Here is a 12428-nt window from a genome sequence, read left to right as displayed (position 1 = left end):
CCCGGCCGCCGAGGCAGAGGTCAGCGCGGCGGATCGGCGCGCAGGGTGATCAGCCGGTGGGTCGTCCGGAAGCCCAGGCGGTGATAGATCCGCCGCGCACCGTGGTTGTCGTCCCACATGCCGAGCGAGACCCAGTCGGCTCCGTCGTCCAGCAGTGCTCGGGCGGCACCCGCGGTGAGTGCGCCGCCCAGACCCTGCCTGCGAGCCTCCGGGCGCACCCCCAGCCCGTGCAGGTGCCAGGAGCCGGCGCCTTCCCGGTCCCCCGGCCGGGACTCGGCACCGATCACGCCGAGCAGCCCACCGTCCGCCGCCGCCGCGCCCCACCACCGTTCACCCGCGGCCAGTGGAGCGGCCTCGGTGGTCGGATTGGCCACTGCCAGGCAGGCGATCGCGGCGTCGCGGTCGGCCGAGGTGAGCGGCCGCACTCGGGACTCGGCCGCCACCGGAGTGGGCTGGTCCCGGATCACCATCCACTCCCAGCCGGTGCGATTCGGGCGCAGGCCGAGGGCGGTCAGGCGATCCCGGAGGGCGGGCAGTGCGTCGGTGGCGATCCACGCGGCCGACAGCTGGCCCGCGAGGGTGCCGAGGCGCTGGTCGACCAGCGCGGTCACGCCGACGGGGTCGCCCACCGCGAGCAGCACCCGGGTCGGCGGTTCCGCCGCCGGGTCGGTGCTCACCTCACCGGCGGAGCCGCGCTCGGCGACCGCCGGGGCGTCGGCGGGTGCCGGGCTGGCCGAGCGGGCGGCGTAGAGCAGGCATGCGGCGTTCTGGCCCACCGTCGTCTCGACCGCCGCCCACCAGTTGTCCATGTCGAGCACCAGCTCGTCCCGTGCCCACCGGGCCGCATCCCACTCGGCGGCCGGCGCGTCACCCTGCCCGGCGCCCTGCGCTGCGTCGCTCATTCCTCGGTCATCCTGGGTGTTGTCCTCCGGGCATGACGCCGGGAGCCGACCGTGCTGGTCGACTCCCGGCGATGGTGTGCTCAGTGCTGGTCCGCGGCGGTGCCCGCGACCTTCGCCTCGGCGATCGTCGACTCTGCCTTGGCGGCACCGGTGTTCGTGGACCCGCTCGGCTCGGGCTTGGCGTCCACGCCGGCCTCCTTGCGCTGCAGCGCGGAGATCGGGGCCGGGGCGCCGGTCAGCGGGTCGTAGCCGCCACCGGACTTCGGGAAGGCGATCACGTCCCGGATCGACTCCGAACCGGTCAGCAGCGCGACCACCCGGTCCCAGCCCAGCGCGATGCCGCCGTGCGGCGGGGCGCCGAACTGGAAGGCGTTCAGCAGCCAGCCGAACTTCTCGTCCGCCTCCTGCTCGCTGATGCCCATCACCTGGAACACCCGCTCCTGCACGTCCCGACGGTGGATACGGATCGACCCGCCACCGATCTCGTTGCCGTTGCAGACGATGTCGTAGGCGTAGGCCAGGGCGTTGCCCGGGTCCTCCTCGAAGCGGTCGATCCACTCCGGGGTCGGGCTGGTGAAGGCGTGGTGCACCGCGGTCCACGCGCCCTCGCCCACCGCCACGTCGTCGTCCTCGCCGGTGGGCTTGAACAGCGGCGCGTCGACCACCCACACGAAGGACCAGGCGGACTCGTCGATCAGCCCGCCGCGCTTGCCGATCTCCAGCCGGGCGGCGCCGAGCAGCGCGCGCGCCTCGGTGGCCTTGCCCGCGGCGAAGAACACCGCGTCACCGGGCTGCGCGCCGACCGCGGCCACCAGGCCCCCGCGCTCGGCCTCGGAGATGTTCTTGGCGACCGGGCCGCCGAGCGTGCCGTCCTCACCGACGGTCACGTAGGCCAGGCCCTTGGCACCGCGCTGCTTCGCCCACTCCTGCCAGGCGTCGAACCCGCGGCGCGGGGTGGCGGCGCCACCGGGCTGGACCACCGCGCCGACGTAGGGCGCCTGGAACACGCGGAACGGGGTGTCGGCGAAGAAGTCGGTCAGCTCGACCAGCTCCAGGCCGAAGCGCAGGTCGGGCTTGTCGGTGCCGTACTTCTCCATCGCCTCGGCGTAGGTCATCCGGGCGATCGGGGTCGGGATGCGGTAGTCGATCAGGTCCCAGAGCGCGACCAGCAGCTGCTCGCCGAGCGCGATCACGTCCTCCTGGTCGACGAATGACATCTCGACGTCGAGCTGGGTGAACTCCGGCTGACGGTCGGCGCGGAAGTCCTCGTCGCGGTAGCAGCGGGCCAGCTGGTAGTAGCGCTCCATGCCACCGACCATGAGCAGCTGCTTGAACAGCTGCGGCGACTGGGGCAGGGCGTACCAGCTGCCCGGCGCCAGACGGGCGGGCACCACGAAGTCGCGGGCGCCCTCCGGAGTGGACCGGGTCAGGGTCGGGGTCTCGATCTCCACGAAGTCGTGGGCGTCCAGCACCCGGCGCGCCGCCTGGCTGGCCTTGGAGCGCAGCCGGATCGCGTGGGCGGGGGCGGGCCGACGCAGGTCGAGGTAGCGGTAGCGCAGGCGCGCCTCCTCGCCCACCGGCTCGTCCAGGGCGGTCGACACCTGGAACGGCAGCGGCGCTGCCTCGTTCAGCACCACGACCTCGGTGGCGACGAGCTCGACCTCGCCGGTGGCCAGCGCGCTGTTCGCGTTGCCCTCCGGACGGCGACCGACCTCACCGGTCACCTGCAGCACGTACTCGGCACGCAGACCGTGGGCCACCGCCTCGTCCCGGATGACCACCTGGGCGATGCCGGAGGCATCCCGCAGATCCACGAAGGCCACCCCACCGTGATCCCGGCGGCGATCCACCCACCCGGTCAGGGTGACGGTGGAGCCGATGTGCTCGGCCCGCAACGAGCCGGCGGTGTGGGTGCGCAGCACGGGGGATCCTCTCGGGTGGGGGGTGATGGCCGCCATGACGGCGACCCGGGCGAGTCTATCGCCGACGCGCGGCGTTCCTGCTCAGAACAGCGCGGCCTGCATCACCCCCGGCAGCGCGGCCTCCGGTGTCGACGCCTGGGCGGGTGACGCCTGGGCGATCGCGCCTCGTCGCCAGCGCCCGAAGGCGGTGGTCCCCTCCGGCGGGTGCGCGAGCCCGTGCCGTTCCCGCAGCGGGCGCACCCGGTCGTGCAACCAGCGCCGGTACTCCTCCGGCACGTAGGCGCCGTTGCCGTACAGGCGCCGGTACTTGGCGACCAGCGCGGGCCGGTGTTCGGCGAGCCAGCGCAGCATCAGCGGACGGACCGGGCCACGCAGGTGCAGCGGGATCGTGGTCACCCAACTCGCGCCCGCCTCCTTCAGGTCGCCGAACAACCCGTCCAGATGGGCGGTGCCGTCGGTGAGCCAGGGCATGATCGGCGCGATCAGCACCCCGCACTCCAGTCCGGCGTCCCGTGCGGCGCGGATCAGCCCGAGCCGCGCCCGAGGGGTCGGAGTGCCGGGCTCCATCGCCTGTTGCAGGTCCTCGTCCCCGATCGCCAGGGACACCGCCAGGCTCACCGGCACCTGCTCGGCCGCCCGGGTGAGCAGGGGCAGGTCCCGGCGCAGCAGCGTGCCCTTCGTCAGGACCGACAGCGGTGTACCGGACTCCGCCAGGGCGGTGATGATCCCGGGCATCAGCGCGTAGCGGCCCTCGGCCCGCTGGTAGGGATCGGTGTTGGTGCCGAGGGCGACCAGCTCGTGCCGCCAGGACCGACGGCGCAGTTCGGCGGTGAGCACCTCGACCACGTTGGTCTTCACCACGATCTGGGTCTCGAAGTCCTGGCCCGCGTCCAGGCCCAGGTACTCGTGGGTGGGTCGGGCGAAGCAGTAGGCGCAGGCGTGCAGGCAGCCCCGCATCGGGTTCACCGTCCACCGGAACGGCACCGCACTGGTGTCGTGGACCTTGTTCAGGGCCGACTTGGCGTGCACCTCGTGGAAGGTCACGCCGGTGAACTCCGGGGTGCGCACCGACCGCTGGTGCCCGGTCAGCGCGAGGCCCGGCAGCATCTCCGGCTGCGCCGCCTCGACCTTCTGTCCGTCCCATCGCATGGAGCTATTCGAACACGCGTTCGACTGACCTGACAAGCGCCGATTCCTGGCAGGTCGGGACAAGGCGCCCGGTCGAGTTGCCGGAGCACATCCCCGGACCGACCGTGGGGACATGACCACCGCCACCGCTGACCAACCGCTCCCCGTCGAACGCCGCCGTCGCACCTGGCCGGTGCTGGCCGCCCTGCTGGTGATCAACGCCCTGGTCGCCGCGGGCGGGTCGATCGCCTCCACCTCCGGCGTCGACGGCTGGTACGCCGATGCCGCCAAGCCGGACTGGATCCCGCCCAACGCGCTGTTCGGCCCGGTGTGGACGGTGCTCTACATCATGATGGCCGTCGCCGCCTGGCTGGTCTGGCGCGACGTCGACACCCGCTCGGCCCGGCTGCCGCTGATCCTGTACGGGGTCCAACTCGCGCTGAACGCCGCCTGGACGCCGGTGTTCTTCGGCGCGGAGATCCTCGGCGGCGGGCTGGTGATCATCCTCCTGCTGGAGGTCGCCCTGGTCGCCACGATCGTGGCCTTCCACCGGGTGCACCGGCTCGCGGCCTGGCTGCTCGGGCCGTACCTCGCCTGGGCGCTCTACGCCACGACGCTGAACGCCGCCGTCGCCGCACTGAACTGAGGTCATCCAGCGACGAAGGGCCGCCGGCATCCGGAGGCGGCCCTTCGTGTGGTCATGCCTGCGCGGGCACCACCCGCGGCCACCAGTCGTCCGCCGACGGCTGCCAGCTGGTGGCCTGCGCCTCGACCTGTTCACCCGACCGGATGTCCTTGACCTGGTCGCCGTCCTCGCCGGGGAACCAGACGAACGGGATGCCGCGCCGGTCGGCGTGCTTGATCTGCTTGCCGAACTTCGCCGCCGTCGGCGCCACCTCGACCGGGATGCCGCGCAGCCGGAGCTGGGCCGCCACCGCGTCCGACGCCGGGCGGGTCTCCTCGTTGATCACCGCGACCAGCACGGCGGCCGGGACGGCCCGGGTCGCCCGCACCAGACCGCCGGAGATCAGCCGGGAGACCAGCCGCGAGACACCGATCGACAGGCCGACACCCGGGTAAGTGGTCGACCCGTCGGAGGCGAGGGTGTCGTACCGCCCACCGGAACAGATCGAGCCGAGCTGCTCGTGCCCGACCAGCACCGTCTCGTAGACCGACCCGGTGTAGTAGTCCAGACCGCGGGCGATCTTGAGATCGGCCACGACGACGCCCGGTGCGCGCACCGCCGCCGCCTCGATCAGCTGACCCAGCTCGGCCAGGCCCTGCTCCATCAGCGCGGAGTCCACCCCGTGCGTCGACGCGAGGTCCCGCACCCGGTCGATCACGGTCGCGTCCGATCCGGAGATCGCCGCCAGGTCGAGGCAGGCCCGGGCCTGGGTGTCGGTGGCACCGGCCTCGGCGACCAGCAGCGCCGCCACCTTCTCGGCACCGATCTTGTCCAGCTTGTCGATGCTGCGCAGCACCGCCTCGACGTCGTCCAGCCCGATGCCGCGGTAGAACCCCTCCGCCACCCGGCGGTTGTTCACCAGGATCCGCACCTCGGGCACGCCGATCGCCCGCAGCGCACCCAGCGCCTCGGCCATCACCAGCGGCAGGTCGACCTCGTAGTGATACGGCAGCTCCCCCGCACCCACCACGTCGATGTCGGCCTGGACGAACTCGCGGAACCGGCCGTCCTGAGGCCGCTCACCGCGCCACACCTTCTGGATCTGGTAGCGCTGGAACGGGAAGGCCAGGTGACCGGCGTTCTCCAGGACATACCGCGCGAACGGCACGGTCAGGTCGAAGTGCAGTCCGAGCCCGGCGTCCTTCCCGGATTCACCCTCCTCCTGGAGGCGGCGCAGCACGTACACCTCCTTGGAGGTCTCCCCCTTGCGCAGCAGCTGGTCCAGCGGCTCGACCGCCCGGGTCTCGATCCCGGCGAAGCCGTGCAGTTCGAAGGTGCGCCGCAGGGTGTCGAGGACGTGCTGCTCGACGATCCGACCGTCGGGGAGCCATTCGGGGAAGCCGGAGAGCGGGGTGGGGCGTGCCATGCGGGTCATCCTGCCAGGTGGATCAGGAACGGATTGCCCGCCAGCTCGTCGGCGACCATGCTCGACGGTCCGTGACCGGGGAGCACGGCCGCCGCCCGGGGCAGCCGGGCGACCACCGTGCGCAGGGTCTGCTCCATCGTCGCGTGGTCCCCGCCGGGCAGATCGGTGCGGCCGATGGTGCCGCGGAACAGCACGTCCCCGGTGCAGACCGCCCGGTCGTCGATCAGGTACAGCGTCGACCCCTCGGTGTGGCCGGGTGCGTGCCGGGCGGTCAGGCGCACCGAGCCGAAGGCCAGCTCACCGTCGGCGTCGATGGTGTCGAGCTCCGTCGGCGGCTCCCAGTCGGTGGACAGCCCCTCGGCCAGCAGCGCGGCGTACACCCCGGAGGACGTGCCACCCAGCGGCGCCAGCGGGTCCGCGAGCCGGTACGCGTCGGCCGCGTGCACCGTCACCGGCACCCCGGCCCGGGCGGCGACCCGGGGCGCGTCCCAGACGTGGTCGGCGTGGCCGTGGGTGGCCAGGACGCCGGTGATCCGGAGTCCCTGCTCGTCCACCACGCGGGCCACGGCATCCGCGACACCGCCACCCGCGTCCACCACGACGGTGTCGCCGTCGTCGGCGGCGATCAGGTAGCAGCTCGCGCCGTACACCGGCGCCGTGAGGGTCAGAATCCGCATCCGGCCACCGTAATCCGTGTGGTGGGGCGGTGTTCGGCGCTCCCCTGCCTAGACTGTCCGCTGGCGCCGGACCGCCCGCGCCCCGTGTCGAGCCCGAGGAGTGTGCGTGCCGTCCAGCAAGCGCGAGCGCGAGTACGAGCGCCGCCGGTACGAGAAGTGGCAGGAGCGCCAGGCCGCGAAGCGGGTCGCGCGCCGTCGGCAGCGGATCATCGCCGGGTCGGTCGCCGCGGTGCTGGTGCTCGGGATCGGCGTGAGCACCGCGGTGCTGCTGAACCGCGACGACTCGGACGCCACCGCCGCGAACTCCCCGGCCCCGACCTCGACCGCCACCGCCCCGGCCATCGGCGGGGAGGCACGCACCGGCAACGACGGCACGGTGCCGGACGCCTCGCTGGCCGAGGGCCGCACCTGGACCGGCGAGATCACGCTGAACACCGGCGACGTCGGCATCGAGCTGGACGGCAAGGCGGCTCCGCAGGCGGTCGCGAACTTCGTGACGCTGGCGCAGGAGGGCTACTTCGACGGCACCGACTGCCACCGGCTGACCACCGACGGGCTGTTCGTGCTGCAGTGCGGTGACCCGACCGCCACCGGCACCGGCGGTCCCGGTTACACCTTCGGCCCGGTGGAGAACGCACCGGCCGACGGGATCTACCCCGCGGGCACCATCGCGATGGCCCGGTCCTCCGCACAGGACAGCCAGGGGTCGCAGTTCTTCATCGTGTACGAAGACACCGAGCTGCCGACGGACGGCGGCGGGTACACCGTGTTCGGCAAGGTCACGTCGGGACTCGACGTGATCCAGGCCATCGCTGACGCGGGTGTCGTGGGAGGGGCCGCCGACGGCCAGCCCACGAACCGCGTCACCATCGAGGGAGTGGAGACCCAGTGACCGAGACCCCTGCCGACCAGCCCGGCACCGAGAACGCTCCGGCTGCTGAGACCACCGACGCCGCCGAGCAGGCCACGGTCGAGACCGCCGACGCGGCGACCCCCGCCCCGGAGGACGCACCGACCACTGAGGACGCTCCGACCGCGGAAGCCCCGGTGGAAGACGCCCCGACCCCCGAAGCGCCGGTGGCGGACGCCCCGACCGCGGAGGCCCCGGACGACGCCCCGGCCGATGGCTCCCCCGCCGAGTCTGCCGAGCCCGCAGCTCCGGCCCCCGGCGCGGTGAAGCCCAGCGCGCCCAAGCCGAGCGCGATCAAGCCCAGCGCGATGCGCCCGCGTCCCGCCGCCCCCCGTCCGGGCAGCCCGGTCGCCGCCGCGCCCACCACCCCGGTCGTCCCGGCCCCGGTGCCGGACGACTCGGCGGAGGCTAAGGCCGCGGCCGGGTTCGGCCGGGTCGACGACGAGGGCACCGTCTACGTCCGCGAGGGCGACGCCGAGCGCCCCGTGGGGCAGTTCCCCGGTGCCGGCCCCGAGGAGGCGCTGAGCCTCTACGTCCGCCGGTTCCTGGATCTGCAGGCCAAGGTGGCCGTCTTCGAGGCCCGACTGCAGGCCACCGATCTGGCCGTCAAGGAGATCGACCAGACCCTGGCCCGGTTGACCGAGGAGCTGGCCGAGCCGGCCGCCGTCGGTGACCTGGCGGCCTTGCGCGAGCGGCTCGACGCGCTGCGGATCGTCGCAGCCGAGCGCCGGGCCCAGGTGGAGGCCGAGCGCGCCGCCGCCAAGCAGGTCGCGGTCGAGGCACGCACCGCCATCGTGGAGAAGGCGGAGAAGATCGCCGGGACCGAGCCCTCCCGGATGCAGTGGCGTCCGGCGGGCGAGCAGCTGCGTGCCCTGCTGGACGAGTGGAAGGACGCGCAGCGCTCCGGCCCGCGCATCGACCGCCCCACCGAGGAGGCGCTGTGGAAGCGGTTCAGCCACGCACGCACCACCTTCGACCGTGAGCGTCGGCACTACTTCGCCGAGCTGGAGACCCGGAACGCCTCCGCCAAGACGGTGAAGGAGCAGCTGGTCGCCGAGGCCGAGGCGCTGGCCGACAGCACCGAGTGGGGACCGACCGCGGGCAAGTTCCGTGACCTGATGGCGCGGTGGAAGGCCGCCGGTCGCGCGTCCCGGCAGGACGACGACGCCCTGTGGGCACGGTTCCGTGCCGCGCAGGACCGGTTCTTCCAGTCCCGCGACGAGCTGAACGCCGCGATCGACGAGGAGTACCGCGCCAACCTGGAGGTCAAGGAGGCGCTGCTGGTCGAGGCCGAGGCGATCGACGTCTCCGCCGGGCTGAGCGCCGCGAAGCAGGCGATCCGGTCGATCCAGGACCGATGGGAGGCGGCGGGCAAGGTGCCCCGGGGCGACGTCCAGCGGGTCGAGGGCCGGATGCGTGCGGTGGAGAACGCGATCCGCGACGCCGAGCAGGCCGAGTGGAGCCGGACCAACCCGGAGACCCGTGCCCGGGCCGAGGGTGCCGCCGCGCAGCTCGAGCAGGCCATTGCCCAGCTGGAGGACGACCTGGCGGCGGCGCAGGCGGCCGGCAACGACCGCAAGGTCAAGGAGGCGCAGGCGGCGCTGGATGCCCGGCGGTCCTGGCTGGAGCAGGTGCAGCGCGCCGCTGACGAGTCCAGCCGCTGATCGGCCGCTGACCACGAGGGGCCCGGGACGCTGGTCGTTCCGGGCCCTTCGTCTGTCCACAGGCGCTGCGTGTCGGCGTCGTCCCCAGGTCCCCGGATCGTGGCTGGCCGGCGGTGTGGTCGGCGACGCAGGGTGAGGTCATGACGTTGACGACCTCGCCACCATCCCCGTCCCTCCCGACCCTCACGTCCGCGATGCTGCCGCCTGCGGCACGGGACGACGGCCTGTTCCGACCTGACGACCTGGACCCGATCACCTGGCAGTTGCTCGTGCATGAGGGTGCCCTCCGGGTGATCGCGCCCTCGGTCGCGATCCCGGTCCGCCGACGACCCACGCCCGACGACCGGGCCCGACCCTTCGTCGGCGTGCTGCCTGCCGGCTGGGCACTCGGCGGTGCCACCGCCGCCTGGGTGCACGTCGGGGGCGCCGCCGGTCCGAGCGCGCTGTCGCTGACCGGACCGCCGAACACCCATCAGCCGCCGGAGCTGCCCGGACGGGTCCTGCACCAGCAGGAGATGCCGGACCGGGACCTGGTGACGGTCGCCGGGGTGTCGGTGACCTCCCCGCTGCGGACCGCGGTCGACGTGGCGTGCTTCACCGCGCCGAGCTCCGCCGTGCCGCGCCTGGTCGCACTCGCCCACCACGGCGTCGACCTGGACGCCGCCCTGCACCGGCTGGCCGGCCTCGGTCGGCAGCGCGGCGTGGTGCGAGCCGACCGATCGCTCCGGGCCGCCCGGGCACGCTGCTGATCGCGGCACCGGGCGACGGGCCCGGGAGCGATGCGGTCAGGCACCAGGGCCGACCGTCAGCCCCCCACCGGCTGGTGGTCGGCCTTGGCCCCGGTGATCCGGTAGACGTCGAAGACCCCTTCGACCTTGCGCACCGCGGAGAGCACGGAGGCCAGATGCGAGGGCTCGGCCATCTCGAACACGAACCGCGACATCGCCACCCGGTCGCGGGAGGTGGACACCGAGGCGGAGAGGATGTTGACGTGGCTGTCGGACAGCACGCGGGTGATGTCCGACAGCAACCGCGACCGGTCCAGCGCCTCGACCTGGATCTGCACCAGGAACAGGCTGCCGGTGCCCTGCGTCCACTCGACGTCCACGATCCGCTCCGGCTGCTGCCGCAGCTGGGTGACATTGATGCAGTCGGTGCGGTGGACGCTGACGCCGTCGCCCCGGGTGATGAAGCCGATGATGTCGTCGCCCGGCACCGGGGTGCAGCACTTGGCCAGCTTGACCCAGATGTCGTCGACGCCCTTGACCACGACACCGGGATCGCCGGTCCGCACCCGCCGGGAGGTCTGCCCGGGGCGCGCGGTCTCGGCGATGTCCTCTTCGGTGCCCGGCTCGCCACCCATCGCCTGGACGAGCTTCTGCACCACCGAGGCGGCCGAGGCCTGACCCTCACCGACCGCCGCGTAGAGCGCGGACACGTCCGCGTAGCGCATCTCGTTCGCGAGACCGACCAGGGCCTCGTGCGAGAGCAGGCGCTGGATCGGCAGGTTCTGCTTGCGCATCGCCTTGGCGATCGCGTCCTTGCCGTGCTCGATCGCCTCTTCGCGGCGTTCCTTGGTGAACCACTGCCGGATCTTGTTCCGGGCGCGCGGACTGGTGACGAAGCCGAGCCAGTCGCGCGAGGGCCCGGCGGTCTCCGACTTGGAGGTGAAGACCTCCACCACGTCGCCGTTCTCCAGCTTGGTGTCCAGCGGCACCAGCCGACCGTTGACGCGGGCACCCATCGTGCGGTGACCGACCTCGGTGTGCACCGAGTAGGCGAAGTCGACCGGGGTCGCACCCGCGGGCAGCGCCATCACGTCGCCCTTGGGCGTGAAGACGTAGACCTCCCCGTCGGCGATCTCGAACCGCAGGGAGTCCAGGAACTCCGAGGGGTCGGCGGTCTCCTTCTGCCAGTCGACCAGTTGGCGCAGCCAGGTCATGTCGGCGCCGCCCGGCTCCTCGTCGCCGGCCTGGTTCTTCGCGTTCTCCTTGTACTTCCAGTGCGCCGCCACGCCGTACTCCGCACGACGGTGCATGTCGTGGGTACGGATCTGGATCTCCACCGGCTTTCCGCCGGGGCCGATCACCGTGGTGTGCAGCGACTGGTACAGGTTGAACTTCGGCATCGCGATGTAGTCCTTGAACCGGCCGGGCACCGGGTTCCATCGCGCGTGCAGCGTGCCGAGCGCCGCGTAGCAGTCCCGCACGGTGTCCACCAGGACCCGCACGCCGACCAGGTCGTAGATGTCCGCGAAGTCGCGGCCACGGACGATCATCTTCTGGTAGATCGAGTAGTAGTGCTTCGGCCGCCCGGTGACGGTGGCCTTGATCTTCGCGGTGCGCAGGTCGCCGCCGACCTGCTCGCGCACGATCGCCAGGTACTCCTCGCGCGCCGGAGCCCGCTCGGCCACCAGGTGCACGATCTCGTCGTAGACCTTCGGGTAGAGGGTGGCGAAGGACAGGTCCTCCAGCTCCCACTTGATGGTGTTCATGCCCAGCCGGTGTGCCAGCGGAGCGTAGATCTCCAGCGTCTCGCGGGCCTTCCCCTCCGCCTTGTGCGCGGGGACGAACTTCCAGGTGCGGGCGTTGTGCAGCCGGTCGGCGAGCTTGATCACCAGCACCCGGATGTCCCGGGACATGGCGATCACCATCTTGCGGACGGTCTCGGCCTGCGCGGCGTCGCCGAAGGTGACCTTGTCGAGCTTGGTCACGCCGTCGACCAGCATCGCGATCTCGGGGCCGTACTCGCTGCGCAGCTGGTCCAGCGAGTAGTCGGTGTCCTCGACCGTGTCGTGCAGCAGCGCGGCGGCCAGGGTCGGCGGAGTCATGCCCAGCTCGGCCAGGATCGTGGCGACCGCCACCGGGTGCGTGATGTACGGGTCGCCGCTCTTGCGCAGCTGCCCGCGGTGCGCCTTCTCGGCGGTGACGTACGCGCGTTCGATCAGGCTCAGGTCGGCACGCGGGTGGTTGGTCCGCACCGCCTGCAACAACGGCTCGATCGCCGCGGTCTGCGCCGGGACCCGGCCCTGCCCGAAGCGGGCCAGGCGCTGTCGCACCCGGGCGGTGGCACCGGTGACCGCCGGGGTCTCGCGGGCGTCAGGGGTCCGCAGGGAATCCGCCATCACACCCTCCTCCCGTCGGCCCGAGCCGCTCAGCGTGTGTGCACCACCGT

General features: G+C 72.6%; 10 protein-coding genes. 4 read left to right on the top strand and 6 right to left on the bottom strand.

What is annotated here, in order from left to right:
- Positions 1-20: 20 nt before the first annotated feature.
- From HGK68_RS07400 to HGK68_RS07390, 3 genes are all read right to left on the bottom strand, one after another.
- Entirely contained in the window at positions 21-902 is an 882-nt protein-coding gene (locus tag HGK68_RS07400; protein WP_169165383.1) for a GNAT family N-acetyltransferase, read from the bottom strand.
- A gap of 80 nt (positions 903-982) precedes the next feature.
- Positions 983-2824, bottom strand: coding sequence for an aspartate--tRNA ligase (gene aspS, locus HGK68_RS07395; protein ID WP_206155823.1), 1842 nt, complete (start codon positions 2822-2824; stop codon positions 983-985).
- A gap of 81 nt (positions 2825-2905) precedes the next feature.
- On the bottom strand, positions 2906-3973 hold the full coding sequence (locus tag HGK68_RS07390) for an Rv2578c family radical SAM protein (protein ID WP_169165381.1): 1068 nt from the start codon (positions 3971-3973) through the stop codon (positions 2906-2908).
- A 112-nt stretch (positions 3974-4085) separates the two neighbouring features.
- Between HGK68_RS07390 and HGK68_RS07385 the strand changes: the two genes are divergently transcribed.
- Positions 4086-4598 (top strand): TspO/MBR family protein, encoded by a 513-nt coding sequence (locus HGK68_RS07385; RefSeq protein WP_169165380.1) that lies wholly within the window; start codon positions 4086-4088, stop codon positions 4596-4598.
- 52 nt (positions 4599-4650) lie between these two features.
- On the opposite strand, the gene hisS is transcribed toward HGK68_RS07385, so the two are convergent.
- Together hisS and HGK68_RS07375 are read right to left on the bottom strand one after the other, a co-directional pair.
- Entirely contained in the window at positions 4651-6003 is a 1353-nt protein-coding gene (hisS, locus tag HGK68_RS07380; protein WP_169165379.1) for a histidine--tRNA ligase, read from the bottom strand.
- A 5-nt stretch (positions 6004-6008) separates the two neighbouring features.
- Complete coding sequence (locus HGK68_RS07375; protein WP_169165378.1) at positions 6009-6680, bottom strand: MBL fold metallo-hydrolase; 672 nt, start codon at positions 6678-6680, stop codon at positions 6009-6011.
- Between the two features lie 106 nt (positions 6681-6786).
- On the opposite strand from HGK68_RS07375, the gene HGK68_RS07370 reads away from it, so the two are divergent.
- From HGK68_RS07370 to HGK68_RS07360, 3 genes are all read left to right on the top strand, one after another.
- On the top strand, positions 6787-7572 hold the full coding sequence (locus tag HGK68_RS07370; protein ID WP_169165377.1) for a peptidylprolyl isomerase: 786 nt from the start codon (positions 6787-6789) through the stop codon (positions 7570-7572).
- On the top strand, positions 7569-9254 hold the full coding sequence (locus HGK68_RS07365) for a DUF349 domain-containing protein (protein WP_169165376.1): 1686 nt from the start codon (positions 7569-7571) through the stop codon (positions 9252-9254). Before HGK68_RS07370 ends, HGK68_RS07365 begins: the two co-directional genes overlap by 4 nt.
- A gap of 140 nt (positions 9255-9394) precedes the next feature.
- Positions 9395-10003, top strand: a complete 609-nt coding sequence (locus HGK68_RS07360; protein ID WP_169165375.1) for a hypothetical protein — start codon at positions 9395-9397, stop codon at positions 10001-10003.
- Between the two features lie 56 nt (positions 10004-10059).
- Here the strand turns inward: HGK68_RS07360 and HGK68_RS07355 are convergent, their stop codons facing one another.
- A complete protein-coding gene (locus tag HGK68_RS07355) occupies positions 10060-12378 on the bottom strand; it encodes a RelA/SpoT family protein (RefSeq protein ID WP_169165374.1) in 2319 nt (772 codons plus the stop codon).
- Positions 12379-12428: the final 50 nt, after the last annotated feature.

This window comes from Cellulomonas taurus (genome assembly GCF_012931845.1).
Lineage (GTDB): Bacteria > Actinomycetota > Actinomycetes > Actinomycetales > Cellulomonadaceae > Cellulomonas > Cellulomonas taurus.
This window is presented reverse-complemented; position numbering and strand designations above follow the sequence as displayed.